The organism is Fundidesulfovibrio magnetotacticus (assembly GCF_013019105.1).
GTDB classification, from domain to species: domain Bacteria; phylum Desulfobacterota; class Desulfovibrionia; order Desulfovibrionales; family Desulfovibrionaceae; genus Fundidesulfovibrio; species Fundidesulfovibrio magnetotacticus.
In genome coordinates, this window is sequence record NZ_BLTE01000011.1 from 148,680 (window position 1) to 173,656 (window position 24,977).

Genomic DNA, 24,977 nt, shown 5'->3' on the forward strand with positions numbered 1-24,977 from the left:
TTTAAGGGACCTTCGCACACGAGTCAGCAGGTACAAAATGGTAGACACTACGCGTATCAGGAACTTCAGCATCATAGCGCACATCGACCACGGAAAGTCCACCCTGGCCGACCGCATCCTGGAGGTGACCAAGGTCATCACCCAGCGGGAAATGCGCGAACAATATCTGGACAAGATGGACCTGGAGCGCGAGCGCGGCATCACCATCAAGGCGCAGACCGTGCGCATCCCCTACCGCGCCGCCGACGGCGCGGAGTACGTGCTCAACCTCATCGACACCCCCGGCCACGTGGACTTCTCCTACGAGGTCTCGCGCTCCCTGGCCGCCTGCGAGGGCGCGCTCCTGGTTGTGGACGCCACCCAGGGCGTGGAGGCCCAGACCCTGGCCAACGTCTTCCTGGCCCTGGACAACGACCTCGAGATCATCCCCGTGCTCAACAAGATCGATCTCCAGTCCGCCGACCCCGACCGGGTGAAGCAGGAGATCGAGGAGGGCATCGGCCTGGACACCTCCGAGGCCATGAACGTCTCGGCCAAGACGGGCCTGGGCGTCGACCTGGTGCTGGAAGCCATCGTCAAGCGCCTGCCGCCGCCCAAGGGCGACCGCGAGGCCCCGCTCAAGGCCCTGATCTTCGACTCCTGGTACGACTCCTACCAGGGCGTGGTGGTGCTCTTCCGCGTGGTGGACGGAACCATGCGCACGGGCCAGAAGCTGCGCATGTTCTCCACCGGGGCCGAGTTCGAGGTGACGCGCCTGGGCGTGTTCTCCCCCGGCCCCCAGGACGTGCAGGACTTCGGCCCCGGCGAGGTGGGCTTCCTCTGCGGGGCCATCAAGGACTTGAACGAGGCCCGCGTGGGCGACACCATCACCACGGCCGCCAAGCCCGCCACGGAGCCCCTGCCCGGCTTCAAGGAAGTGAAGCCCATGGTCTTCTGCGGGCTCTATCCCGTGGACGCCAACGACTACGAGCAGTTGAAGAACGCCCTGGAGAAGCTCCAGCTCAACGACGCGGCTTTCACCTTCGAGCCCGAGACCTCCCAGGCCCTGGGCTTCGGCTACCGCTGCGGCTTCCTGGGCCTTCTGCACATGGAGATCGTGCAGGAGCGCCTGGAGCGCGAGTTCCAGGTGGAGCTCATCGCCACGGCCCCGTCGGTGGTCTACAAGGTGGAGCGCCACGACGGCACCACCTTCTCCATCGACAACCCCTCCAAGCTGCCCAAGCAGCAGGACACCGCCGCGCTCTACGAGCCCTTCGCCCGCGTGGAGATCCACGTGCCCAACGAGTACGTGGGCAACGTCTTCAAGCTCTGCGAGGAGAAGCGCGGCATCCAGAAGGACATCAAGTACCTCACCGCCACCCGGGTGATCATCACCTACGAGCTGCCCTTCGCGGAGATCGTCTACGACTTCTTCGACCGCCTCAAGAGCGGCACGCGCGGCTACGCCTCGCTGGACTACGAGCTCATCGACTACCGCGCCTCGGACCTGGTGAAGCTCGACATCCTGCTCAACGGCGACCCCGTGGACGCCCTGGCCGTGATCGTGCACCGCGACAAGGCCTATTACCTGGGCCGCGACGTGGCGCTGAAGCTCAAGAAGGTCATCCCGCGCCAGATGTTCGAGGTGGTGATCCAGGCGGCCATCGGGGCCAAGGTGATCGCGCGCGAGCGCGTGGCCCCCTTGCGCAAGGACGTGATCGCCAAGTGCTACGGCGGCGACATCACCCGCAAGCGCAAGCTCCTGGAGAAGCAGAAGGAAGGCAAGCGGCGCATGAAGCGCATGGGCAACGTGGAGCTGCCCCAGGAGGCCTTCCTGGCAGCCCTGAAAGCCGGAGACTAACCCCGCATCCCCCATTGGGGGGTCCAGGGGGAATCATTTCCCCTGGCGGGTCCAGGGCAGAGCCCTGGTGGGGTATGGGGCGAAGCCCCATCTCCCTCAACAAGGAAGCACAATGAACCCTCGCTGGCAGAAGTTGCTGAAAGAATACGTGGAAGCCCTGGCGGTGGCGCTCATTCTGGCGCTGATCATCCGCACGTTCATCATCCAGGCCTTCAAGATCCCCTCGGAGTCCATGCTGGACACCCTGCTGGTGGGCGACCATCTGCTGGTGAGCAAGTTCTCCTACGACATCAAGCTGCCCTTCATGGAGAAGTCGCTCATGAAAACGGGCGACCCCCAGCACGGCGACGTGATCGTCTTCGAGTTCCCCGAGGACCGCTCGCTCGACTACATCAAGCGGGTGATCGGCGTGCCCGGCGACACCATCCAACTCAAGGACAACGTGCTCTACCGCAACGGCGAGAAGGTGGACGAGCCCTACAAGCGCCTGGACCCCCACGGCTTCGGCCGCCCCAACTTCGGCCCGGTGAAGGTGCCCGACGGCCAGTACTTCATGATGGGCGACAACCGCGACCACTCCCAGGACTCGCGCTTCTGGAAGGAAGACAAACGCTTCGTGCCCCGCGAATACATCCGGGGCAAGGCCTGGGTGATCTACTGGTCCTGGGGCGGCCCCCTGGACGTGCGCTGGAACCGGATCGGCACCATCATCAAGTAGTCCGGCCGGGCGTAAACGCGACCACCGACGCCCCGTCTCCCGCGAGACGGGGCGTTTTTCATTGGCGTCAGGCGGCTCGGGCCGGATGCAACTCCCCTGTGCCCAGGTGATTGGGCTGGGAAAGATTCACCTGTCAAACCAGCCGCTAATCGGATAGGTCATCCCGACGCCTGGCCCGGGGGGGCGTGTTTTCGCAACGCACGAACCTACCTGGGATTAAGGGCATGACACACCGCAGATTCCTTCTCCCCCTTTTGGCGCTCCTCGCTCTCGGATTCGCCGGGTCGGCCAACGCCGCCCGGTTCAACCAGTACGTCGGTTTTGGCGACAGCACCCTGGACAGCGGCTACTTCCGCTACAACACCACCGGGATACCCACCTTCGACAGGCTGGTCGCCGACGCCGTGTCCCGGGGGGCCAGCGGCGGGTTCGTGGGCCCGGGAGTGGCCAACGCCACGATCCTGGCCGGGAAGCTCGGACTGAACGGAGCGGCCGTCGGGGCAGGCGGGACCAACTACGCCAACGGCGGCGCGTTTTCGGCCACCCTGCGCGTCTCGGACGCCACGGCCCCCATTTCCGGCGTGACGGCCCCCACCAACGTCTCCTCCAATCAGCAGATTCAGAACTATCTGGCCTCCGTGGGCGGCGCGGCCAATCCCAACGCCATCTACGTGCTCAAGACCAGCGACAACGACCTCCAGTTCCTTCGGGCCATGACCCCGGCCTGGGTCGCCGCCAACCCCAATTTCCTGCCCAACCTGGCCACGCTGGAGGCGGCCAACGTGGCCAGCCTTCAAGCGGCCGGGGCGCGCGCCATCGTCGTGCCCAATTCCTACAACTACGCCGTGTTCGCAGGCCTGGGCGGGCAGCTCGCCCCGCAGAACGCCGACCTCTACGCCACCTCCCTGTCCTACGGGCAGATGCGCTGGGCCAGTCTGTCCGCAGTCGGCGTGCGCTTCATCCCCGCCGACATCGACAGCCTGATGCGCTTCGTGGTGCAGCATCCCGCCCTGTTCGGGTTCACCCCCTCCTCGGTGCTGTCGGCCAACACGCTGTCCCCGGACCTGAGCCCCCTGCTGGTCAGCTGGGCCGAGGTCACCCCGGCCCAGATGCAGACCAACCTGTTCATCGGGGCCAACGGCGTGCATTTCACCACGGCGGGGCAGCAGATCGAAGCCGACTACGAATACAACCTGCTCATCGCGCCCACCCAGATGTCCCTGCTGGCCGAGGCCCCGGTGCAGGGCGGCCTGGCGCGGGCGGCCACCATCCAGGGGCAGATAGACCTATCCATGCAGCATCGTGGCCCCCATGGGGTCAACGTCTGGGCCAGCGGAGGGGTCAATTCCCTGGGCCTCAGGAACACGCCGGGCGTGCCCGACTCCTCCGGCGCGCCCTTCAGCGGTTCGGCGGGCGCGGACTATCGGCTGGACTGCGGGCTGCTCCTGGGCGCGGCCTTCTCCGCCGGAACGCAGACCCAGGACTTTTCCGACGACGGCGGCCGCTTCGACCAGAACGACCAGACCTTCAGCCTCTACACCGCCTACAAGGCCGGGCCCGTGTGGGGCAATGCGGTGGCCTCCTACGGCCTTATCCAGAACAGGACGACCCGCACCGTGCCCCTGGGCCGCTTCACGGACCAGAACACCGCCGACACCGGCGGGCGCTCGCTGGGCCTGGCCCTGCGCCTGGGCGGCGACCTCAAGCTGGGGCCTGTCTCCACAGGTCCGGTGGCCGGCCTGGTGCTGCAGCAGGTGCGCATCGACGGCTTCACCGAGTCCGGGACCAGCGGCGTCACGGCCCTGGCCTTCGGTCAGCAGACGCGCGACTCCCTGGTCAGCCAGCTCGGCTGGCGCGTCCTGGCCGACCTCGGCAGGTGGCAGCCTTTCGCGGAAGTGAAATGGAACCATGAGTTCGCGGGGCAGGGCCGCATGGTCAAGGCCGCCATCACCACGGCCCCCGCAGCGCCCTATTCCCTGGCCGCGGCTCCGGTGGCCGAGGATTGGGGCACGGCGTCCCTGGGCGTTTCCTTCAAGCTTTCGGAACGGGTGACCCTGCGGGGCTCGGGCACGGCCCAGTTCAGCAATCCCCAGGCCACGGGCTGCGGCGGCGAGCTGGGCGTGAACATCAACTTCTGAGCAGAGGGCGCTGCCGGTGTGGCTTCCGGCCGGTCCGGACGCCGTCGCCGGGCTTGCTCGTTGCGAGGCGCTTTCATCCCAAAGGGAAAGCGCATAGGGTACCCCGAATTCGTACGTCCGCACCGGAGGTTCCCTTGGCCCTTTCCCGCGCATTAACCGCCGCCCTGGCCGGGGTGGAGGCTCATCCCGTGGTCCTGGAGGCCGACCTGGCCCGCCAGGGCATGCCCTCCTTCACCATGGTGGGCCTGGCCGAGGGCGCGGTGCGCGAAAGCAAGGAGCGCGTCTTCGCGGCCCTCAAGAACCGGGGCTACCGCCTGCCGCCCTCGCGCATCACCGTGAACCTCGCCCCCGCCGACGTGCGCAAGGAGGGCTCCGGCTACGACCTCCCCCTGGCCCTGGGCCTGCTGGCCGCCGCCGAGGCGCTCAGGCCCGAGGCCCTCGACGGCTACTATTTCGCGGGCGAGCTCTCGCTCACCGGCGAGGTGAAGCCCGTGCCGGGCATCCTGCCCCTGGCCGACCTGGCCCGACGCCAGGGGGCGCGCGGGCTCCTGGTCCCGGCGGCCAACGCCCAGGAGGCCTGCGTGGCCAAGGGCCTGGACGTGTTCGCCTTGGAAACCCTCGACCAGGCCGTGCGCTTCCTGGCGGGCGAGGAGACCATCGCCCCCACGGCCTTCGACGAGTCCGTCCTGGAGCAGGACCACGGCCCCTTCCCCCTGGACTTCTCCGAGGTGAAGGGCCAGGAGCACGCCAAGCGCGCCATCGAGATCGCCGCCGCCGGGGGGCACAACCTGCTCTTCATGGGGCCCCCGGGATCGGGCAAGACCATGCTGGCCGGGCGCATCCCCACGGTGCTGCCGCCCCTCTCCTTCGACGAGGCCTTGGAGGTCACGCGGGTCTACTCGGTGGCCGGGGAACTGGCCCGGGGCGGCAGGCTCATCACGCGCAGGCCGTTCCGCTCGCCGCACCATACGATTTCCGACGCCGGGCTCATCGGCGGGGGCGGCATCCCCCGGCCGGGGGAGGTGTCCATGGCCCACCGGGGCGTGCTCTTCCTGGACGAGTTGCCGGAGTTCAAGAAGAGCGTGCTGGAGGTGCTGCGCCAGCCCATCGAGGACGGCCGCGTGACCATCGCGCGCGCCGCCGTGAGCCTCACCTATCCGGCCGAATTCATGCTCGTGGCGGCCATGAACCCCTGCCCCACTGGTTTCCGAGTTGGTGACCAGAGATTGGAAGCTCAAATCGCACAACATCTCGGTCACTTACCCAGAGCTTCGGGGCCTGGGCACGCAAGAAGGCTTTGCGGTCCTCATGCTCCCAGTACGGGAACAGGGCGAAGGCTTCGGCCACTTCCCCGGCGATTCTCTCAAGGTCGGACCTCTCAGGCACACTTTGAGGCGCGGCGAGTCCATCAAGCCTGTACTTGAGACGTTGCGCCTCTGCGTCGATCTTAGCTAGTCGACTGTCGAACTCGGCACGGTCGATGATGTCGTCTGTAAAGAGGTCGATGGTCTTTTGTCGTTTCTTGTCTAGTGCCGTGATCCGTGCTTCAATATCGCGCCTGTCGCGCTCGTGTTGGGCGCTTGAACCATCTTCAAAGCGTCTCGTCAGGCAGGCTAGTATGTAATTTTCGTCTGCAAGGTGTGTTGCGATGAAGTTTGAGACGAACTCTTCCACTGTGTCGCGGTGAAGATAGCGCGCGTCACAGGTCCGACCACCGTTTCGCTTGATGTACTTGAGAGACCTGCAGAAGTAGTAGTCCTTGACAGGTCCAGCCTTACCACCAGGAACAGTGTACATGGGAGAGCCGCAGTTGGCACAGTATAGGATGCCCTTGTAGGTGAACAGGGCAGAAGCGTCCTTCCTGCGCTCGGTGAACTCTCTGTTGATCCCTCCAAGAATGTCCTGAACCGCCCAGAAGACAGCCTCGGGAATGAGGGGTTGCTCAAACACTCGCACACGGATGATTTCGCCGCCGCTCCGCGCCACCTTCCGCTTGTCAGCCTGCCGCCCGCCAGCCTTCACGCGCTTCTCGGGTGATCTCTTCTGCGTGTAGGCTCTGACACCAATGTAGAGTTCATTCCTGAGAATGTTGGCGATGGTCCTTTGTCCAATGCCAGTGATGCGCTCTAGCTCTGCCTTGTTGTGGATGTGCTGGCCGTGGACTAGGTCGAAGAGTTCGCGCACTCTCCCGGCGTCGTCATTGTAGAAGTATCGCTCGGACTTGCGGTCATAGCTCACCCCGAGAGGAAGCGACAGGTCGTTGTTTGGGTGCTTTCCCTGCCTGCGCTTCTCTTCCTTGGCTCCCAACATTCGCTTCTTGATCTGTGTGAGTTCGTTGCCAGCGATGAGTGACTGTAGTCCAGACTGAAGAAACCCGCTCTGTGTGTTCAGGTCCAACACATTGTCAGGCAAATACAGAAGTGCTCCAGCATCCTTGATCGGCTGGAAGATGCCGAACGAAGTCCAGTCGTCGGGACGCAAGAGGCGGTCAAGGTCGGCAAGGACAATGCCTCTCGCCTCCCCAGCCTGAACCATGGCGATCATCTCTTGCACCTCGGGCGCGAGGATGGTCGCTGTTCCAGACACGTCAACGAGGCGGAACTGCCGAACCACCCTCAGTCCATGACGGAGGGTGGTCCGGCGATTCGCTTCTTCCTGTCGAGCCAAACCTGCCCGGTCATCCTCGGCCTGATCGACTGAGGATACGCGGAGTAGTTCGACCACGGGAATTTCAGGCTGCACGGGGTACGCGCTCCTTCAGTCCACAGATGTCCCGAGCGATCTCAAGCGCCGTTGAGTCGTCACCCTCCAGGAGGGCCAACCGCAAGGCGTCGAGCTTCGCCCGGAGCTTACCACCGGCAACCAGGGCCACGTCAACCACTGACGGAACCCTCTCCCAGTCGGTGGGTTGATCTTCATGTTTCCCTCCTCCAGTGTCCCCCAGCCGTGCTGCGTTCAGCAGCGCCACACTATCGGCCACTAGTTGCAGCCTCCGTCGATGTTGATGGAGAGATTGAGACGGGTTTCAGACTTGTTCATGCTCGCTCCTGTGCTTGTTTGTTGCGCCTGCTCACTGTGATGCGGGCGGAGACGACACAGATAGCACAGGATCAGAGTCAGTCAATCAATAATTTCGGAGATATAGAGTAAGAACGCTCTCAGACACAAGTCTGTGTCCCTGCCCCCCCCCTCACCATCCACGGCATGTACATCAGGACCAACCCCGACAACCCCGAACTTATCAGCCTGACCGACCTGCACCGTGCGTCGGGGGGTGAGATGCGGAACCACCCCACCAAGTGGCTCGCGAACGACTCGACCAGCGAGTTTATCCTGCAAGTCCGCAAGGTTGGAAACCTTCAGAAATCTGAAGTTTTGACCGTCAAGGCTGGCCGCAACGGCGGCACCTACGCTCACTGGCAGTGTAGCGACCAAATTGTGGAATCCATCCAGGTAGTGCCCATGGAGTTAAGACTTGCGAAATCGTAAGCCATCGGTGCAGTTCGCGGGAAAGACAAGACTCATGGTGCGTAAGCAGTCTGACAGAATGAGGCGGCCCCACGTCCTTTCGTTGATGCTGATGCTCGAGGACTCCTAGTGGCGTATCGACCCGTAATGCAAGAAGTAGGGTTTCCCCACGTTGACGGTGACTTGGTGTTGAGATATCAAAATATAAATATTGTGCTATCCATATAAATGTTAAGTTACTCATGGTAGGCTATCGCGTCATGTTGAACTTACAATGTGAGTCATTGAAATGCTACGAAGTCAATATCTATCAATGCCACGGGCTAGACGCCATGGCGCATTTACATCAATGTCTCTGTCTGTGACTGGCTAATGATCAGCATTGTTGTGCGAAAACGCAAGCTAGCAATGCCCCATTCAGGGCAGTCGCTATCCGCGTCGGAACGTTACACTTCAAAACGAGGTGCCGTTGTGATAGCTATATGTTGCAGGCCAAAGTACACATATGATAATGGCCACAATACATCACCACGTTCCGATCAGCAGCAAGATCACTAAACGTGCGATGGCTGCAGTCCAGTTTTGTTGATCCGTGATGTCCCGTGCGCACTCCAGAATATTCTATCGCCAGAGAGGTGTTTATGGGTTTTTTAAGTTTCTTGACTGGACCAAAGAAAATGATGGACGTAGATATGGCTCTTGCAGCTAAGCATGTATACCAAAGGTTAACTCACGAAATGCAGGCCAATGTGGATGCTGCAGTCCAATTTCATTTGTATGAGCAGAGGTATTACGCGAAACTGACCAGTGAAGTTGATATATACGTGATGCGGGCGCACGCGATGTGGGAGCTTGGAATTGACCATGGCCTTCCTGATTTTCAATGGACACTTGTCAAGAGGCCTCTAATGGTAAAGACGTACGAGAAAATGATATTCGATTGTGCAACCGACTCATTCAACAAGAGAAATGGAACAAGTGTCACTCTTGACCGCTAAGAGTTAGTCGAATGACGATTCGCTGGCCTGCTACAGGCTCGAGCACGCGCAAAGGTCAGTCTTGGGCGAATTTCAGTGGCTTCAATGTTAAGCCTGGAGCCTTGTTTCAGTCCAGCGCATGAGCAACGACTGAAGTAAGCGCCTACATTAATGCATTGAAGTGAGGCGTGGAGGATATGCCATTCGATTAGGCGTCGGCCTGGATAGAAACTGGAGGCCGCGTGACACTGGCTGGAATGTGATCCGTGTTGGCTGTAATGGCGTATCGCGCACAGCCTTACTTTGTTTGTATTACAACGGTTTGTTGTGAATGAATCAACTCGCAGAACATGTCTCGACTTACTGAGCCAAAAAATTCAATTTTATAGACAGGTGGTGGCGTGCAAATGGTTTCGATTGAAAATGCTGTTGGCATGTTTAATTCGTCAGTTGTTGCAATTGTTGCCGTTGACATGTTTCTGGCCGCTGTTGGTGTGTTTAAAAAAGCCAGAACGTTATGTGGGCTATCCATCATGGCTCTGTCGTATCTGATTGGAATTGGCGTGTGGCTGATTAGTGCAATTTTTGTGTACGCAGTATGGGGATTTTGGGGGCTTGTTGTAGGACTATGTGGATTTTTTGTTGGTGTAGTGCCTGTTGCCATGGCCGCCGCAATGTACCATGGAAAGTGGTCAGTATTCTTATGGATTATAGTAATGATGGCTTTGGCGTTTGGATCAAGATTTCTAGGTGCCTACGTCGCTTCTAGGGCGTAGTGTGCATTTTTGATTAACTCGTCCGGCAAAGGTGTCATGCGGCAGAAGTCTCTTTATCGGATATTATCCCTAAATACTACCAATCTGCCCCGGCTGCACGCCATGTATCAACGCAGCCTCCAGGCCCTGCACGCGCTCCTCAAGTGCCGCAATGCGTTCCTCGTGAGTCTCCTCGTGAGTAGACTCATGAGGCTGCGTCATTGACGTTGACTTGTCCTCGTGAGTAGGCTCGTGAGTTTCCTCGTGAGCAGATGTAGAGGGCCTGTTGCCAGCCTTGAGGTAGGCCGCAGCCCAGACTAGGGCACGACACGTGGCCGCCTCCTTGGAACTCGGCTCACCCCGCCCCTTCAGGATGTCCCTGATCTCGGCCATCGCCACTTGGGCCTCTGGCGAGAGGGTAACACTCAAGCCCTTGCCACCCGCCTCAACCTTGCGCCGTCGATCGTCGTTGTGTCCCATGTTCGCCCTCTCCTCGTGTGCTCCTCGTGAGTAAGTCCGTGAGGAGCATGGGTCAAGGACTCGCCCCAGGCAAGAAACGAAAAAGCCCCAGCCAGGGAGGCCAGGGCTTTCTTTCCTGTGCGTCAGCAGTCTCAGGCGGTCACGGTGAAGCCTGCCGCCCTCGCTTCAACCACCTGGACGTGCCCGGCGTGGATCGTCAATGCCTGATCAACCACGCGGGCGAGTTCGCCCTTGATGCAGGATGGACAAAGAGACGGTGAGGCGTCTGGCTCAAACTGCACTTCATCAGCGCATGTGCCGCATGACTCCACAACGCCAAGGACAACGGCGCAGAGGATGAAGCCAGAATCAAATGAAGCTCCGCAGTGCTCACAGATCATGAATGCCTCCAGGGTTGAGATGCGGCCTTGTAACACGAATCGTAGGACGATCAAGCATTTTTGCGTTGTTCAATGTCGAACCATGGTGACACATGGTCGAACATCAGTCGAACTAGATGGCGAGGCGTGAGCAAATGAGGCGGACTGATCCAGGATCGGCCAGGAATCCGCAAGGGCAAGTGATGAATGGTCTCCTGGGAGACTGCCACGCCTTTGGTGGCAGTTGGACAGGAGCATACTTTCATTGATGCTTCAGTTGATTCTTCTCTTGATACTTCTTTTGATACTTAGGGGCAGGATTTTGCACGGTCGATGTCACGCGGCTAGACACTCTTCCCTGCTGGGGAGGACGCCACACACTGCCACGGCCCAAGTGTGGTCACCGTCCACGAAGTCTCCAAGAGACTCGATGAGTCTGCCGTTTTCAAGTGTGCGGATGGCCCGTCGAAACGTCCTGCGATCCTTGATGCCCGAAAGTTCCATCAGGGCGTCCTCATCGGCAATGCACAGCTCGAAGGGACGCGCGGGGTAGAACTCCGCGCGGAAGTGGTCGGCGGTGAACTCCTGCCATCTCATCACTTCATCAGCGATGTCGTCGTCATCCGTGATGTCGTAGCACTCTTGGCTCAGGCCGACAACGTGTTCGTAGTTGATGAAGCCAAAGGCGCGCATTGTAATGTATAGGCCACGCGCAGAGTCAGTGAGCCTAGCCCAATGGAGTCCGTCGATGATACTGTGAAAGATGAAGACCGAGTTTCGCCAAGACGGTGTTGATGTCGCGTGATATACATTCGAGCGCTGTCCACGAGCCGACAACTTGCCCTTTGTGATCCTCATGAGTCCATGCTCGACAAGGTTCTGTGTGGCGACGGACACTTGACCGACTGCAACACCAGACAGCCTGGATATGGTTTCCCGTCCGGGGAAGCACTGGCCGGTGCTATTGAAGTGTCTGGAGATGACGGGCCAAATGCTGCGCGCCGTAGGCAGTAGCTTGGCCCATGCACCACTGGACACAAGATGCTTGTCAAGTAGGCTGAACAGCCCAGGCGAAGGCATGTCGGCAGCAACGATGCGCTTCATAAACTCACATCTGGTGGACTCATCGGCAGATTCCATGACTGGCCCTCTCGTAAAATGGTTCTAGAGAGGGGTTGACGCGTAACGTCCAATGCTTATGTAGAGCACTGAACGACGGCAACCCCTCTCATGGTACGGCCATCAGTCACATTCGCAGTGTGGCTGGTGGCCTGCCTGTTTCAGGGGTGGCGGAAGACCCGCCAGGTGTTGTGGTACGTGATCGAGGCTGTGTCGAGGCTGGAGTTTGTCAGGTAAGCACGGGTGGTAGAGTAGTCAAGGCGTTGATGGTGGAATGGCTCACAACTTCACGCGAGCGTTTCTGTTGCTGCTTTTACTATGCAGCCCTCCACCGCATAGAACGGCTGGCCTTGGTTTGGATCGCACGAACGGTTGTGGTGAGCCCTGCACGGGACTGACGCACCAGTCCAGCCATTGCCCGGCAGAGCCCGCCCCACTCCTTGTCACGAGGCTTCGCTGTTACTCGACGGTGGATATGCTCGACCAAGAGAGGGAGGTTGCCAGGGCTGTCGGCAAACAAGTCTTGCCATAGGCCCTCGGGCTCAGAGCAGGCCAGGAAGAACGTCGGCTCCAGTCCCCAGGTCAGGCCTGTGAGCAGTCTCAGTTGCCCGGCCTGACCCTGGAACGTCGTTTCCTTCAGGACCACGCAGCGGCGTTCTAGTCCGGTTTTCATGGTAACCTTTTCGCCCATGTGGTGAGACTCCTTGGTTGATGTTGCGGCTTGGTGTTTCTCTGAAAACAGGGTCTTGGATGCTGTTTCTTCGTGCGCGAGTGCCCCGAGAGAGGGGGATTTCAGATGGAGTGGTTCGCCATGTACTTGGACATGGGTCGCAAGTGGCGTTGAAAATGCCGTCTCTCGCAGGGGTCATCTCACGGAAAGTGACGATGCCAAACGTGGATCAACCAGGCACAGGCGAGGACAGCGCCGAAGGCATTGAGCATAAGGCACTCCATCACTCACCACCCCGACGCTTGAATGCCACACACCCAGGCTGCGTCGTGTCCAGGCCTACCAGTGCCCAGAACAGCCCATCCTGGAAAAGGCGCTGCATGGGCACTCCAATCTTCTTCGCGGCGACTCGAAATCCATCTACAAGGCTACGATCCAGACGCAGGGTCACGATTTCACTAGACATGGTTCCTCCAGTGATTACACATTAGCCTAGAAAAAGCCCTACCGCCCGACGCGATAGGGCCTTGATATCAGTGTTTTGTGTTGACTTGCTCGACTAAGTCGTGGGCAAGGATGTGTTGCATGAACTCAGAGACTCGCTCTTGCAGTTCACTGGAAGGCCTTTAACGGCCAGCAAGGACATTGTTCAAGTGCCCTGGCGTCACGCCGACGTGTTTGGCGGCATCACAGAGTCGGATGCCGTGGGCGTTCATCAGTGTTCGCAGTTCATGTGCTGGCTCCTTTACCTTGGCAGTGAAGCTAATCTGCAATGTCGATCAACTCCTCAAGCTCATCGAGCTTCGCCTGTACTTTCGCACTCGGAGCTTGATGCCCGGTCAGAATCAGCCGCATCCATGCGGGTGAGAGATTAACGAACGCTGCGGCGTCAACCTGGGTGAGGCCAGCACGGCGCAGTTTCGCTTTCAGTGGGTGATGCATTGGCTTTAGAGACATACAGTTCCTCCAGCATTTTTGGATCAAGCATAGCACAGGCAAGTAGTGGTAGTGGCGAAAGTGACCAAGAGCGGTCAAAAGTGATCATCTTTGGCTACTGCGGCACGTAACGTACTTGACCGGTGAACGAAAAGGGCCGCCCAGCGAAGTGCTGAACGGCCCTTGGTGGTGCGTGGGTGGCTTGGTTGTCAGGCGTGGTGCAGTCCGATCCTCCGACACATGCGGTTGACGGTGGCCTGGGACCAGTTCCCCCCACGAGGAGACGGCATGCCGATCCTGTTCAACTCCTCGACCATTCCCCTCTCGGACAACCCACGGGCCTTGAAGGATCGCAACAACTCTTCGACGTTGCCGGTGCGCTCTGCTGCCCTGCGACGGTTCGCCTCGGTCCCCTTGGCCTGTGTCACAGCCACGAACTCGGGGGTCTTGTTCGCCATCCCCAGGCGCTGCCCCTCAGCCTTGCGACGTGCCAGAGCGGAGCGCGTGCGGTCCGAGATCATGGTGCGCTCGATGTCGGCAGCGAGGCCCAGCGAGGTCACTACGGCCTTGGTTGCCACATCGTCTGCCCCATTGAGGCGCAGCCCCTGTTTCTTCACGAGCGTGACCACGCCGCGCTTGCCAAGCTCCTCGACCACCTCCAGCACCTGACGGGTCGAGCGCGCGAGTCGAGACAACTCGGTCACCAACAACGTCTCACCCTTGCGGAGCCTGAGAACGTCATCGATGCGGCGGTCTGCGTAGCTCCTGCGGCTCGAGACTCCATCGGCCTCGATCCATCGTGAGATAGTCATGCCCAGGCTGGCAGCGAACTCGGTCAACTCATGGCGTTGGTTGTCCATATCCTGGGCGCTGGTCGAGACTCGGATGTATGCGGCGGCGTTCATGGTGGTTCTCCCCTTGGTTTCCCGTTCTGACTCACACTTTAACGCTCGTTGAGGCATGAGTCAAGATGAGATGGGATGCCCAGGAACCCGCGCCAGTCCTGCACTTTGCCCACACGAGGACACTTCCACTTCACTTCCACCACCTCACCCACGGCCAGGATCGCAGCGAGACCACGAGTCGTGGTGAAGGTCACGCTAAGTGACTGAGGGGCCTGGATTCGGGGAGAGACTGAGAACGCCGACACAGACCAGGGGTAGGCGGGGGGGGGCTGGGCATGGGTGGGTGGTGCGTGGACCGGGCGCGCTCGTTCCCCTTGTATGGTACCTAGGCCGCGCGGTGATTTTCACGCCAGAAGTCGCAGGGGGGGGTGCGTTATACAGCCGGATTCGTACCCGTGAGGGGTCATCCCTGAAAAAAATGTTGTACGAAAGTCTTCTAGCCTAGTGATTCCGAACACTTATGAGCTTTTGCGCCGGTCCACGGACGGGAACTCTTCAGTCAGAAATACCAAAACCGTTGCCCTGCGGCTTCCGGGGCGACGAACGGCACGACTGCACCTGCACCGGGGCCAAGGTGCGGGCCTACCTCTCCAAGCTCTCGGGCCCGCTCCTGGATCGCATCGACCTCCAGGTGGAGGTGCCCGCCGTGCCCTACAAGGACCTCAAGGCCGAGGCGGGCCGGGTGGACTCGGCCTCAATGCGCGCCCGGGTGCTGGGGGCGCGCTCCGTGCAGGCCGAACGCTTCAAAGGCACGCGGCTTCGCACCAACAGCGAACTCTCGGGCAAGGCCCTGGGCGTGTTCTGCCCCGTGGGCGAGGAGGGCCACCGCTTCCTGGAGCTGGCCAACGACCGCCTGGGCCTCTCCGCCCGGGCGCACACGCGCATCCTGCGCATGGCCCGCACCATCGCGGACCTGGACCAGTCCCCGGACATCCGCGTGGAGCACCTGGCCGAGGCCATCAACTACCGCAGCCTGGACCGCAAGGCCTAGCTGCGCTTCCTCCTGATCTCCTCGGACGCATTGGCAAGGAATCAAAGCAAAACCGGATGGTTACTGTGAGTGACCCCGTCTTTGGAATCGCGGCCCAGGGCCGGGCAGCAGTCGGCGTCGGGATATGTCATGCGAGTCAAGGTCGTAATGTAAATCAAAACGTCATACGATAACGAGTGCGTCGTGGGGAGCGTCGTCCAAGGTCAAGGCTCCGTGCCGCGCGCCGCGCCTGCGAAATGACGCAGCGGCGGCAAGAGGACGTAACGGTCCGGGCGTGTAGAGCAGGGGCTGAACCCGACACCCCACACGGAGGCATCCCATGATCCGCGCCCGTTCAGTCGTCCGCCGCGCCACGCTTTTGCTGTGGCTGCTCCTGGCCCTGGCCTTCGCCGCCCAGGCCCGGGCCGCCCAGGAGCCCTCTTCCGCCAAACCCGCAAAGTACGTGTTCCTGTTCATCGGCGACGGCCTGGCCCAGGCCCAGCGCACTGCGGCCGAATACTACCTGGCCGCCGCCCAGGGCATGGAACGCCCCGGCCTGGTAAAGCTGGTCATGAACGGCTTCCCCGTGCACGGGGCCACCACCACCCACTCGCTCAACTCCGTCATCACCGATTCCGGCGCGGCCGGCACGGCCCTGGCCTCCGGCGTGAAGAGCTACAACGGGGCCATCGGGGTGGACGGCGAGCGCAAGCCCGTGAAGACCCTGGCCGAGATGGCCCGCGACAAGGGCATGAAGGTGGGCGTCGTCTCCTCGGTCTCCCTGGACCACGCCACACCCGCCTGCTTCTACGCCCACCGCCCCAGCCGCAACGACTACTACGAGATCGGCCTCGCCGCTCCGGCCTCGGGCTTCAACTACTTCGCGGGCGGCGGCTTCAAGGACCCCGAGGGCAAGAAGTCCAAGGCGGAAGGCCCCAAAGTCAACATCTTCGAGGAGTTCAAGGCTAAAGGCTACACCGTGGCCAACACCCTGGACGGCCTGAAGGCCCTGGCCAAGGGGCAGGACAAGGTGGTGGCCCTCAACCCCGTGCTGGACGCCGACAAGGCCCTGCCCTACGCCATGGACGCCGACCCCGCCCGCGAATTTTCCCTGGCCCAGTTCACGGCCAAGGGCATCGAACTGCTGGACAACCCCAACGGCTTCTTCCTGATGGTGGAAGGCGGCAAGGTGGACTGGGCCTGCCACGCCAACGACGCCGTGGCCTCCATCCAGGACACCCTGGCCCTGGACCAGGCCGTTGCCGCCGCCGTGGAATTCGCCGCGCGCCATCCCGAGGAGACGCTCATCGTGGTCACGGGCGATCACGAATGCGGCGGCATGGCCCTGGGCTTCGCGGGCACCAAGTACGGCAACTACTACCAGTACCTGAAGCATCAGAAGCTCTCCTTCCAGGCCTTCGACGAGCGTCTGCGCCAGTTCCGCAAGGACCACCCCGGCGACAAGGCCACCCTGGAGGCCGCCGCGCCGCTCATCCGCGAGGGCTTCGGACTGGTTGTCCCCTCGGCCGCCGATATCGAGGCCATGAAGGCCTCCCCGGTTCCCGACGAGAACAACACCTCCCCGGCGGATTCCTACGGCATGTACCTCAAGCCGTTCGAGGTGGCCCTGGTGCAGGACGCCTTCAGGCGCTCCATGGCGGGAGAGACCGTCAAGTCAAAAGACCCCGCCGAATACCTGCGCTACGGCGACTACGAGCCGCTCACCGTGACGCTCACCCGCATCCTGGACTCCAAGGCCGGGCTGGCCTGGACCACCTACTCCCACACCGGCATGCCCGTGATGACCTCGGCGCGCGGTGCGGGCGAACGGCTCTTCGAGGGCTACTACGACAACACCGAGCTGGCCCGACGCCTCATGAAGGTGATCGACCCCGCCGTGCAGCTGGCCACCAACTAGCATCGCCCGGCCCGCTCACGTACCGTCCGGCCCGCCCGGACGGGACCTTCGACACCCTCCATTCCGGGGGCGCGCTCCAGCGGGGCGCGCCCCCCCTGGCGCACCATGAACCCCACGCAAAACTGCCCATCGAATGATTCCCGGGCCCTGGCCGACTCGTTGAGCGCTCCGTACGCCGCGCAGCCCGAGCCCGCCCTGCATACGCCTCCCCAGGGGCCTTATGGCGGAACCCATGGCACGTCCGCGGCGCACCACGCGCCCGGAACCCAGGAACCGGCGTCGGGACATCGCGCGCCCGATCGCCGCCGGGATGCGGCCCTGGCCTGCGTCTTCGCCGTGCTCGTGCTGGCCCTGGCCCTTGTGCCCACGGGCTTCGAGGACCGCCTGCCCACCGGAACCCTGGCAGTGAAGGCCAGAATTACCGCAACGGACAACAGCAATCTGCGACAGTACGGCGTGGTCCTGGAAGGGGACCAGCGCGTGGAGGCCCAGGTGTTGGAAGGCCCCTTCGAGGGGCGCAGGGTCTGGGCGGACAACCTCTTCCTGGGCAAGCTGGAGCTGGACCGCCAGTTCAAGCCCGGGGACAAGGCCCTTGTGGTTCTCACCGTGCGCGGCGGCGAGATCGCGGGGGCCGTCGCCCAGGACCACTACCGCCTGGACGTGCAGCTCTGGCTCCTGGGGCTCTTCGCGCTCCTGCTGGCGGCCTACGCCGGATGGACGGGGGTGAAGGCCCTTCTGAGCTTCGCCTTCGCGGCCCTGGCCATCTGGAAGATCCTGGTTCCGCTCTTCCTCACGGACCACGACCCCATCCTCGCCACGCTGGCGGTGCTCTGCGTGCTCATGGCTTCGGTGCTGTTCCTGGTGGGGGGCCTGAACCGGACGTCCCTGGCGGCCTACCTGGGGTCGCTCCTGGGCGTGGCGGCCACGTGCGCCATGGCCCTGGGCTTTTCCGGCGCTTTCGCCCTGCACGGCTCGGTGAAGGCCTACGCCGAAACGCTGTTCTATTCGGGCTATCCCCACCTGGACCTCACGCGCATCTTCCTCTCCACGGTGTTCCTGGGGTCCTCGGGGGCCGTGATGGACCTGGCCATGGACGTGGCCGCCAGCATGCGCGAGGTTGCCCTGCACCACCCGGGCCTGGGCTACTGGAAGCTGTGCGCCTCGGGGATGCGCGTGGGGCGCGTGGTGGTGGGCACCATGACCACCACGCTCCTGTTGGCCTACTCGGGCGGGTCCATGGCGCTTTTGATGGTGTTCATGGCCCAGGGCGTGCCCATGGCCAACGTCTTCAACATGAACCACGTGGCCGCCGAAGTGCTGAGCACCCTGGTGGGCAGCTTCGGCCTTGTGCTGGTGGCCCCCTTCACGGCCCTCACGGGGGCCTGGCTCCTGGGCGGACGCCCCGCCGGACGGGCCTGAACGGCCGGGCGCGCGGGCGTCATCCCGGGCTTACGGCGCGGCGTGGGGCGTCTCGTCGCCCTCGTAGAGCACGCCGTCGCGCGTGATGGTCGTCGTGGGGACGTAGCGCACCCGGAGTTCGATGGGTCTGCCTTTCGGGTGCGCGGGCATTTTGCTCTCAACGGCGGCTATCCGCTCCGGATTCGGCGGATTGGGTCCGCGCACCACGTCGCTGATGACGGCGTTTTTGCCAGTGCCTTCGCTGAACCTCACGTCCGCCAGGTAACAACCCTCCGAACCGAGACATTCTTGCTGCAGGGCATACTTCGTGGTGGATTCGTACATCTTCCGGCCCATGGTCTCGTGCATGCTGTTGGTGAGGACCACGGCCAGCACGGCCAGGATCAGGATGCTGACGCTGTTGGTTTTCAAGAAAGTCATCAGCGACAGCCCTCGCGTGTGGCTGATGCCGCGGAAGCCCGTGAACCAAAGAACCACCGAAGATGAGAACTGGATGGCCACGATGTTGGTGAAGGTCAGCAGGAATGCGCCCAACGCCAGTTGGTGATGCCCCCGGGCCAGCATCTCTGCGGTGAGGGGCAGGTCGTTGTGGATGACCCCGATGGCCAGGGCCGTGACGACGACTCCGGCCGCGCCGACCGCCAGGGTGGCCAGGCCTTTCAGGAGATGTTTCGTGTTGCTGTCCACAAGGGCGAGGGAGACCCCCGCGATGGGGCCGAGAAGCATGGCGATGATCATCGCGCCGATGATCACGGCCGGGCTGTCAGCCTCCATGGAGCGACCTCTCATTCCTCAAGGGATGTTTTAGTCATTGGGCACGATTCTCTAGCCGCTATCAGGACGCGGGACTCGCCTCAAGGGGGAGTGATGACTTGCCTCGTGGCTGCATGCGGAAATGCGTTGATGATCGGCTGATGGCATTCGGGAACTCCCCTCCGCACAGGATGTGTGGGCGCTGTTTCGCGGCTAGGCCGGAAGGTGGATTGCCGAAGCAGCCACCAGTGCGCGGTTGCGGTGTTGGAGCGCCCCGCGTCCCGCCCTCCCGCCCCCGCGAGTTGACTTTCTCCCGCCGCCGGGGATAGCTTGACCGGGTCCGGGTGCCCCCTTCCGGGGGGAGAATAGGGAATCCCGTGGAAATCGGGAGCGGTCCCCGCCGCCGTGAGTTCCGTTTGCAATCCGCCCTTTCGCGCGCCACTGGGTCAAGCCCGGGAAGGCCGGGGCGGATGGAACGAGTCGGAAGACCTGCCCGGACCCTGTCTCAGGTTCCCGCACGGCGACGGGCTATTGCCGCGCGCGGATGCTCCGGAGGGCGAATACGGGCCGCCTCCCGCTCCCTTGTTGGGACGGAAGGCGGCCCTTTTTGCGCGCCCCGGCAACAGCCAAGCTCCAAGGGAGCAGCTCCATGCAGTCTTTCGTTCATCACCCGCGCCGCGCGGCGGCCCTGGCCCTGTGCTTCGTCCTCCTGGCCCTGGCGCCCCTGGCCTTGGCCCATGGAGGGCCGAAACCCGAGCGCGTCGGCATCCTTCTGGCGGCTTTCGGCACCACGGTCCCCAAGGCCGACCTGGCCTACAGGAACCTCCAGAAGAAGTTCGAGGCCGCCTTCCCCGGGGTGGACATCCGCCTGTGCTACACGTCCTCCATGGTGCGCCACAAGCTGGCCGATGGCAAAAAGCCCGTGAAGTTCGACTCCCCGGCCGAGGCCCTGGCCAAAATGGCGGACGAGGGCTTCACCAAGGTCGTGGTGCAGTCGCTCCAGACCATCCCCGGCGAGGAGTTCCATGCACTCTCCGAGACGGCGCGGGCCTTCTCCGGCATGCCAAAGGGCATGGACAAGGTGGTGACGGGCTGGCCCTTGCTGGCCACGGCCGACGACGTGGAGAAGACCGCCCGGGCCCTGGCGGCCCTGGCGCCCGCCGGGCGCAGGCCCGGAGAGGCCCTGGTGTTTCTGGGGCACGGCACCAAGCACCCGGCCAACATCTACTACCCGGGCCTGCAGTGGAGCCTGTGGAAGGCCGACCCCCTGGCCTTCGTGGGCACGGTGGAGGGAGTTCCCTCGCAGGAGGACGTGCTGGCCGCCCTCAAGGAGCGCGGCGTGAAGAAGGCCTGGCTCCTGCCGCTCCTGGCCGTGGCCGGAGACCACGCCCGCAACGACATGGCGGGTGACGAGGACGGCTCCTGGAAGTCCGCGCTGGCCCGAGCGGGCATCGAGGCCGTTCCCGTGCTCAAGGGCACGGCCGACGCCGACGCCCTGGCCGCCGTCTGGATCGACCACGCCCGGCAGGCCCTGGAGCGCCTGCGCTAGGGCCGACCGCTACAGGCCTGACGCCCGGAGCGCGCCCCTGTTGCGCGCGTCCCGGTCGAAACTGTCACGAATTCCCGGGGAGGGCCGTCCCTCCCCGGACAACCCCGAGGCGACAACGCGCCATGTCCCGCACAGCCCTGATCCTTCTCGCCGCGCTGGCGTCACTGGTGCTCCTGGCGGCCGGGGCCGGGGCCGTGGACGTTCCCGCGTGGGACGCGGCCCGCATCCTGGCGGCCAGGCTGGCCGGGCGTCCGGAGTGGCTGGAGGGCGTGCCGGAGGTCTCCCGCGCCCTGGTCTGGGAGGTGCGCCTGCCGCGCATCCTCACGGCCCTGGCGGTGGGTGGCTCCCTGGCGCTCTCCGGGGCGCTCTTTCAGGGAGTGTTGCGCAATCCGCTGGCCGATTCCTACACGCTGGGCGTTTCGGCGGGCGGGGCGCTGGGGGGGTGTCTGTGCCTGCTGCTGGGGTTCACGGCTTTCGGGCCTCTGTCTGTGCCGGCCTGGGCCCTGGCCGGTTCGGCCCTGGCCCTGGCGGTGGTGCTGGCCATGGCCCGCGCCGGGGGCGGGTTCGACTCCCTCACCCTGGTGCTGGCGGGCGTGATGGCCGCGGCCACGCTCCAGGCGTGCATCGGGTTCGTGAAGTTCGCGGCCGGGGAGAACGTGGCCGGGCTGGTGTTCTGGCTCCTGGGGGGGCTCAGTTCGCGCACCTGGGCCGAGGCCGGAGTGGCCTGGGCCGGGCTCTGCGCGGGGCTGCCCGCCGCCCTCTGGCTGGCGCGCGACCTGGACGCCCTCTGCCTGGGCGACGAGCAGGCCCGGGCCCTGGGCGTGGACGCCTCACGGGTCCGTCTGGCGCTTCTGTGCGCGGCCGGGGCGCTCACGGCCTGTTCGGTGGCGGTTTCTGGCATCGTGGGTTTCGTGGGGCTCATGGCCCCGCACACGGTGCGCCTGGCCGTGGGGCCGGGCCACGCCAGGCTCCTGCCGCTCTCCACCCTGGCCGGGATGCTCCTGGTGCTGGGGGCGGACACGGCCTCGCGCACGCTCTTGCCCCACGAGGCCCCGGTGGGCGTGATCACGGCGCTCCTGGGCGGTCCGTACTTCTTCTTCCTCTTCGTGCGGGGGCGCGGCCGTGCTTGAGGCGAAGGGCCTGCGCGTGAACCGGGGCGGACGCCTGGAGTCGGTGGACCTGCGCCTCGCCCCGGGGGACTTCCTGGCCGTGGTGGGGCCCAACGGCGCGGGCAAGTCCACGCTTCTGCGCGCCCTGGCGGGCCTTGTGCGGCCCTGCGGCGGCGAGGCGCTCCTGGACGGCCGGGCCGTGTCGGGTCTTCCCCGGCGCGAGGCGGCGCGGCAGGTGGCCTACTGTCCCCAGCACGAGGACGGGCGCTTCGGGTTCACCGTGCTGGAATCGGCGCTTCTGGGCCGCCATCCCTGGACGGGCCGTTTCGGGGACCCCGGGGCCGGAGACCTGGCCCTGGCCCGCGCGGTGTTGGAGGAAACGGACCTGACGCATCTGGCGGACCGGAGCGTCACGGAGCTTTCGGGCGGCGAGCGACGCAGGGCCTCCCTGGCACGGACCCTTGCCCAGGCCGGGGCCTCCCCCCGGTCCGGCGGGGCGCGGGCGCTGCTTCTGGACGAGCCCACGGCGGGGCTGGACATCCGCCACGCCTTCCTGGCCATGGCGGCGTTGCGCCGCCGCGTCCAGGCCGGGGCGGCGGTGGCCGTGGTGCTGCACGACCTCAACCTGGCGGCCATGTACTGCCCCCTCACGCTGGCGCTTGATGCCGGGCGCGTTGCGGCGTATGGCCCCACCTCGCGCGTGCTGGAGCCGGGCCTCGTGGCCCGGGTGTTCGGCGTGCGCTGCCGCGTCTCGGACGGGCACATCCTGTATCTGGAGGATCGATGAGTCTGCGTTTCGCCGCCCTTAGGGCGGCATTGCCGCTGGCGGCCCTGCTGCTGGCGCTGGTTGCCCCCCGTGTCCACGCGCAGGCTTCCCCGCGCATCGTGAGCCTCTATGCGGCCCACGCCGAGAACCTGGCCGCCATGGGCGCGGCCGGGTTGCTGGCCGGCGTGAGCGAACCCCTGGGCGACGTGCCCGTGGTGGGCGCGCGCGACGGCGCGGAGGCCATCATGGCCCTGCGCCCGGACATCGTGCTGGCCCGGCCCATGCACCGCAACACCCAGCCCGGGCTCCTGGAACAGCTGGAGCGCCTGGGGACGCGCGTGGTCTGCCTGCAGCCCTCCACCCTGGCCGAGCTGGTCCCCTACTGGCTGGAATTGGGCCGCCTGGCCGGACGCGAGGGCGAGGCCCGCGCGATGGCCCGTCGCTTCGACGATGAGTTGACCCTCCTGCGCGAACAGGCTGCGGGCATCCCCCCGCACAAGCGCAAAGGGGTGTTTTTCGAGGCCATCCACCGCCAGATGAAGACCGTGAGCCCGGACTCCCTGGCAGCCTTCGTGCTGGAGAGCGCAGGGGGCGTGAACCTGGCCGGGGACGCCCAGCCCGTGGCGGGGTCCAACATCGCCCACTTCGGGCTGGAGCGGGTGGTGGCCCTGGGCGATTCCCTGGAGGTCTACGTGGCGCAGAAAGGCCCCATGAACCCGGTGAGCGAACGGGAAATCCGCGAAACGCCGGGGCTGGCCAGCCTCAAGGCCGTGCGCGAGGGCCGGGTGGCGCTGGTGGACGAGACGCTGGTGTCTCGCCCCACGCCGCGCCTGCTGGAAGGGGTGCGCGCCGTGGCCGCCGCGCTCTATCCCGAGCGCGCGGGGCAGGGAGGCGGGTCATGAGCCGGGGCGTGCTCCACGCGGTGGGCGTCGGCCCCGGAGACCCGGACCTGCTCACCCTCAAGGCGGTGAAGGCGCTCAGGCGTTCGGGCGTGGTCTTCGCGGCCTCGTCCACGCGCAACGACCACTCCCTGGCCCTGTCCATCGCCTCGGAGCACCTGCCCCCGGGGACCCCCGTGGAGCTTCTGGGCTTCCCCATGACCCGCGACCAGGAGGCCCTGGAGCAGGCCTGGCAGGCCAACGCCCGGCGGGTGCTAGACTTCCTGGACACCGGGCGCGACGCCGCCTTCATCACACTGGGCGACCCCATGACCTACTCCACGTTCCTCTACCTCTGGCGCACCATGCGCGAGATGGACCCCAAGGCGCTCGTGGAGGTCGCCCCGGGGGTGAGTTCCGTGATGGCCGCCGCCGCCGCTGCGGGGGTGGGGCTGGCCGAATCGGACCAGAGCCTGGCCGTGCTCTCGGGCGTGGACTCGGAGGCCAGGCTGCGCGCGGCCATCGAGGCCTGCGACACGGCGGTGATCCTCAAGGCCTACCGCAGCTATCCCCGGCTGCGCGCGCTCTTGTGCTCCATGGGTCTGGAGAACCGCGCCGTGCTGGTGAGCCGCGTGGGGCTTGAGGGCCAGCGCGTGCACGAGGGGCTGCCTCCGGAGGACAAGCCGCCCTATTTTTCGCTGATCATCGTGAAAAAATAGAATAAAATAAAATCCAATAATCTTGGCCGGTTGCCTCTTGCGGGAGGCGGCCGGCCATTTGTTTTGCGCGCGAAAGCTCAAGAAGCACCTAAAGATTTTCCGAGAGTAAACGATAAGTACGCCAGAAAGGCCGAATACGCGCAGGCGGCCCGTCCGGGGGGAGGGGAGAAGCGGCGCAGAGGCATGGATGCCACTGACATTCAAGGAGGAATCGTCATGTCGCTCGTAATCAACCACAACTTGATGGCTATGAACGCGGCCCGGAACCTGTCCCAGTCCTACTCGGACCTGGGCGTTTCGACTCGCCGCCTGTCCTCGGGCCTGCGCGTGGGCACTGCGGCCGACGACGCCGCCGGCCTGGCCGTGCGCGAACTCATGCGCGCGGACATCGCCTCCCTCAACCAGGGCGTGCGCAACGCCAACGACGCCGTTTCGATGATCCAGACCGCCGACGGCGCGCTGGGCGTCATCGACGAAAAGCTCATCCGCATGAAGGAGTTGGCGACCCAGGCGTCCACGGGCACCTACACC

The 24,977-nt window shown here is 64.0% G+C and carries 23 protein-coding genes, 1 pseudogene and 1 riboswitch; of the genes and pseudogenes, 16 read left to right on the plus strand and 8 right to left on the minus strand.

Annotation, left to right across the window (positions count from 1 at the left end):
- The first annotated feature begins 37 nt into the window (after nucleotides 1–37).
- The 4 genes from lepA to NNJEOMEG_RS20700 all read left to right on the plus strand — a co-directional run bounded on the left by lepA (nucleotide 38) and on the right by NNJEOMEG_RS20700 (nucleotide 6,120).
- Nucleotides 38–1,840: a translation elongation factor 4 gene (gene lepA / locus NNJEOMEG_RS12845; protein ID WP_173085059.1), complete on the plus strand. Its 1,803-nt coding sequence runs from the start codon at nucleotides 38–40 to the stop codon at nucleotides 1,838–1,840.
- Nucleotides 1,841–1,952: 112 nt separating this feature from the next.
- Entirely contained in the window at nucleotides 1,953–2,558 is a 606-nt protein-coding gene (gene lepB / locus NNJEOMEG_RS12850; RefSeq protein WP_173085061.1) for a signal peptidase I, read from the plus strand.
- A gap of 224 nt (nucleotides 2,559–2,782) precedes the next feature.
- Nucleotides 2,783–4,696 carry an autotransporter outer membrane beta-barrel domain-containing protein gene (locus tag NNJEOMEG_RS12855; RefSeq protein WP_173085063.1) on the plus strand — a complete coding sequence of 638 codons (1,914 nt, stop codon included), beginning with the start codon at nucleotides 2,783–2,785 and terminating at the stop codon, nucleotides 4,694–4,696.
- A 134-nt stretch (nucleotides 4,697–4,830) separates the two neighbouring features.
- A complete protein-coding gene (locus NNJEOMEG_RS20700) occupies nucleotides 4,831–6,120 on the plus strand; it encodes a YifB family Mg chelatase-like AAA ATPase (RefSeq protein ID WP_235956949.1) in 1,290 nt (429 codons plus the stop codon).
- Nucleotides 6,121–6,355: 235 nt separating this feature from the next.
- Here NNJEOMEG_RS20700 and NNJEOMEG_RS20705 read toward each other — a convergent pair.
- Nucleotides 6,356–7,438, minus strand: a pseudogene (locus NNJEOMEG_RS20705) (recombinase family protein); the annotation flags it as partial.
- Entirely contained in the window at nucleotides 7,428–7,676 is a 249-nt protein-coding gene (locus NNJEOMEG_RS12865; protein ID WP_173085067.1) for a hypothetical protein, read from the minus strand. The pseudogene NNJEOMEG_RS20705 and the gene NNJEOMEG_RS12865, both read right to left, overlap by 11 nt.
- A 224-nt stretch (nucleotides 7,677–7,900) precedes the next feature.
- Between NNJEOMEG_RS12865 and NNJEOMEG_RS12870 the strand changes: the two genes are divergently transcribed.
- The 3 genes from NNJEOMEG_RS12870 (at nucleotide 7,901) to NNJEOMEG_RS12880 (ending at nucleotide 9,917) form a co-directional block, all read left to right on the plus strand.
- Nucleotides 7,901–8,185, plus strand: a complete 285-nt coding sequence (locus tag NNJEOMEG_RS12870) for a KilA-N domain-containing protein (protein WP_173085069.1) — start codon at nucleotides 7,901–7,903, stop codon at nucleotides 8,183–8,185.
- A 581-nt stretch (nucleotides 8,186–8,766) separates the two neighbouring features.
- A complete protein-coding gene (locus tag NNJEOMEG_RS12875) occupies nucleotides 8,767–9,162 on the plus strand; it encodes a hypothetical protein (protein ID WP_173085071.1) in 396 nt (131 codons plus the stop codon).
- A gap of 380 nt (nucleotides 9,163–9,542) precedes the next feature.
- The gene (locus tag NNJEOMEG_RS12880) at nucleotides 9,543–9,917 is read left to right on the plus strand and encodes a hypothetical protein (protein WP_173085073.1); all 375 of its coding nucleotides are present in this window, start codon (nucleotides 9,543–9,545) and stop codon (nucleotides 9,915–9,917) included.
- Nucleotides 9,918–9,986: 69 nt separating this feature from the next.
- On the opposite strand, the gene NNJEOMEG_RS12885 is transcribed toward NNJEOMEG_RS12880, so the two are convergent.
- The 5 genes from NNJEOMEG_RS12885 to NNJEOMEG_RS12905 form a co-directional block, all read right to left on the minus strand.
- On the minus strand, nucleotides 9,987–10,376 hold the full coding sequence (locus tag NNJEOMEG_RS12885) for a hypothetical protein (RefSeq protein ID WP_173085075.1): 390 nt from the start codon (nucleotides 10,374–10,376) through the stop codon (nucleotides 9,987–9,989).
- 131 nt (nucleotides 10,377–10,507) lie between these two features.
- On the minus strand, nucleotides 10,508–10,756 hold the full coding sequence (locus NNJEOMEG_RS12890) for a hypothetical protein (RefSeq protein WP_173085077.1): 249 nt from the start codon (nucleotides 10,754–10,756) through the stop codon (nucleotides 10,508–10,510).
- A gap of 315 nt (nucleotides 10,757–11,071) precedes the next feature.
- Nucleotides 11,072–11,875, minus strand: a complete 804-nt coding sequence (locus NNJEOMEG_RS12895; RefSeq protein WP_173085078.1) for a helix-turn-helix domain-containing protein — start codon at nucleotides 11,873–11,875, stop codon at nucleotides 11,072–11,074.
- Between the two features lie 1,411 nt (nucleotides 11,876–13,286).
- Nucleotides 13,287–13,481 carry a helix-turn-helix domain-containing protein gene (locus tag NNJEOMEG_RS12900; RefSeq protein WP_173085080.1) on the minus strand — a complete coding sequence of 65 codons (195 nt, stop codon included), beginning with the start codon at nucleotides 13,479–13,481 and terminating at the stop codon, nucleotides 13,287–13,289.
- Between the two features lie 188 nt (nucleotides 13,482–13,669).
- Complete coding sequence (locus NNJEOMEG_RS12905) at nucleotides 13,670–14,365, minus strand: recombinase family protein (protein WP_173085082.1); 696 nt, start codon at nucleotides 14,363–14,365, stop codon at nucleotides 13,670–13,672.
- Between the two features lie 517 nt (nucleotides 14,366–14,882).
- Between NNJEOMEG_RS12905 and NNJEOMEG_RS12910 the strand changes: the two genes are divergently transcribed.
- The 3 genes from NNJEOMEG_RS12910 (at nucleotide 14,883) to NNJEOMEG_RS12920 (ending at nucleotide 18,672) form a co-directional block, all read left to right on the plus strand.
- On the plus strand, nucleotides 14,883–15,356 hold the full coding sequence (locus tag NNJEOMEG_RS12910; protein WP_308464642.1) for a magnesium chelatase subunit ChlI family protein: 474 nt from the start codon (nucleotides 14,883–14,885) through the stop codon (nucleotides 15,354–15,356).
- A gap of 319 nt (nucleotides 15,357–15,675) precedes the next feature.
- A complete protein-coding gene (locus tag NNJEOMEG_RS12915; RefSeq protein ID WP_173085086.1) occupies nucleotides 15,676–17,253 on the plus strand; it encodes an alkaline phosphatase in 1,578 nt (525 codons plus the stop codon).
- A 105-nt stretch (nucleotides 17,254–17,358) separates the two neighbouring features.
- The gene (locus tag NNJEOMEG_RS12920; protein WP_173085088.1) at nucleotides 17,359–18,672 is read left to right on the plus strand and encodes a YibE/F family protein; all 1,314 of its coding nucleotides are present in this window, start codon (nucleotides 17,359–17,361) and stop codon (nucleotides 18,670–18,672) included.
- A gap of 30 nt (nucleotides 18,673–18,702) precedes the next feature.
- Here the strand turns inward: NNJEOMEG_RS12920 and NNJEOMEG_RS12925 are convergent, their stop codons facing one another.
- Nucleotides 18,703–19,446: a DUF389 domain-containing protein gene (locus NNJEOMEG_RS12925; protein ID WP_173085090.1), complete on the minus strand. Its 744-nt coding sequence runs from the start codon at nucleotides 19,444–19,446 to the stop codon at nucleotides 18,703–18,705.
- A gap of 304 nt (nucleotides 19,447–19,750) precedes the next feature.
- Nucleotides 19,751–19,936: riboswitch (cobalamin riboswitch) on the plus strand.
- A gap of 138 nt (nucleotides 19,937–20,074) precedes the next feature.
- Here NNJEOMEG_RS12925 and NNJEOMEG_RS12930 point away from each other — a divergent pair.
- From NNJEOMEG_RS12930 to NNJEOMEG_RS12955, 6 genes are all read left to right on the plus strand, one after another.
- The gene (locus tag NNJEOMEG_RS12930; RefSeq protein ID WP_173085092.1) at nucleotides 20,075–20,974 is read left to right on the plus strand and encodes a sirohydrochlorin cobaltochelatase; all 900 of its coding nucleotides are present in this window, start codon (nucleotides 20,075–20,077) and stop codon (nucleotides 20,972–20,974) included.
- A gap of 122 nt (nucleotides 20,975–21,096) precedes the next feature.
- On the plus strand, nucleotides 21,097–22,104 hold the full coding sequence (locus tag NNJEOMEG_RS12935) for a FecCD family ABC transporter permease (RefSeq protein ID WP_235956950.1): 1,008 nt from the start codon (nucleotides 21,097–21,099) through the stop codon (nucleotides 22,102–22,104).
- Nucleotides 22,097–22,870, plus strand: coding sequence for an ABC transporter ATP-binding protein (locus NNJEOMEG_RS12940; protein ID WP_173085094.1), 774 nt, complete (start codon nucleotides 22,097–22,099; stop codon nucleotides 22,868–22,870). Before NNJEOMEG_RS12935 ends, NNJEOMEG_RS12940 begins: the two co-directional genes overlap by 8 nt.
- Complete coding sequence (locus NNJEOMEG_RS12945; RefSeq protein ID WP_173085096.1) at nucleotides 22,867–23,751, plus strand: ABC transporter substrate-binding protein; 885 nt, start codon at nucleotides 22,867–22,869, stop codon at nucleotides 23,749–23,751. The genes NNJEOMEG_RS12940 and NNJEOMEG_RS12945 overlap by 4 nt, the downstream gene beginning before the upstream one ends.
- On the plus strand, nucleotides 23,748–24,446 hold the full coding sequence (cobI, locus tag NNJEOMEG_RS12950) for a precorrin-2 C(20)-methyltransferase (protein ID WP_173085098.1): 699 nt from the start codon (nucleotides 23,748–23,750) through the stop codon (nucleotides 24,444–24,446). Before NNJEOMEG_RS12945 ends, cobI begins: the two co-directional genes overlap by 4 nt.
- Before the next feature lie 216 nt (nucleotides 24,447–24,662).
- Nucleotides 24,663–24,977 (plus strand): flagellin N-terminal helical domain-containing protein (locus NNJEOMEG_RS12955; RefSeq protein ID WP_443093413.1); only part of this gene is annotated, 315 nt, incomplete at its 3' end.